The 486-nt window shown below is 56.4% G+C and carries 1 pseudogene; it reads left to right on the forward strand.

What is annotated here, in order from left to right:
* Nucleotides 1-486 (forward strand): annotated as a pseudogene (locus LU493_RS19520) (IS5-like element ISKpn26 family transposase); the annotation flags it as partial.

Raw genomic sequence — 486 nt, forward strand, 5'->3', positions numbered from 1 at the left:
CATGAATTTCCGCCACCTGCTCGAGCAGCATCAACTGGCCCGTCAATTGTTCAAGACCATCAATCGCTGGCTGGCCGAAGCAGGCGTCATGATGACCCAAGGCACTTTGGTGGATGCCACCATCATTGAGGCACCCAGCTCTACCAAGAACAAAGAGCAGCAACGCGATCCGGAGATGCATCAGACCAAGAAAGGCAATCAGTGGCACTTTGGCATGAAGGCCCACATTGGTGTCGATGCCAAGAGTGGCCTGACCCACAGCCTGGTCACCACCGCGGCCAACGAGCATGACCTCAATCAGCTGGGTAATCTGCTTCATGGAGAGGAGCAATTTGTCTCAGCCGATGCCGGCTACCAAGGAGCGCCACAGCGCGAGGAGCTGGCCGAGGTGGATGTGGACTGGCTGATCGCCGAGCGTCCCGGCAGGGTAAAAACCTTGAAGCAGCATCCGCGCAAGAACAAAACGGCCATCAACATCGAATACAT

The organism is Halomonas elongata, from assembly GCF_029081005.1.
Taxonomy (GTDB): domain Bacteria; phylum Pseudomonadota; class Gammaproteobacteria; order Pseudomonadales; family Halomonadaceae; genus Halomonas; species Halomonas elongata_B.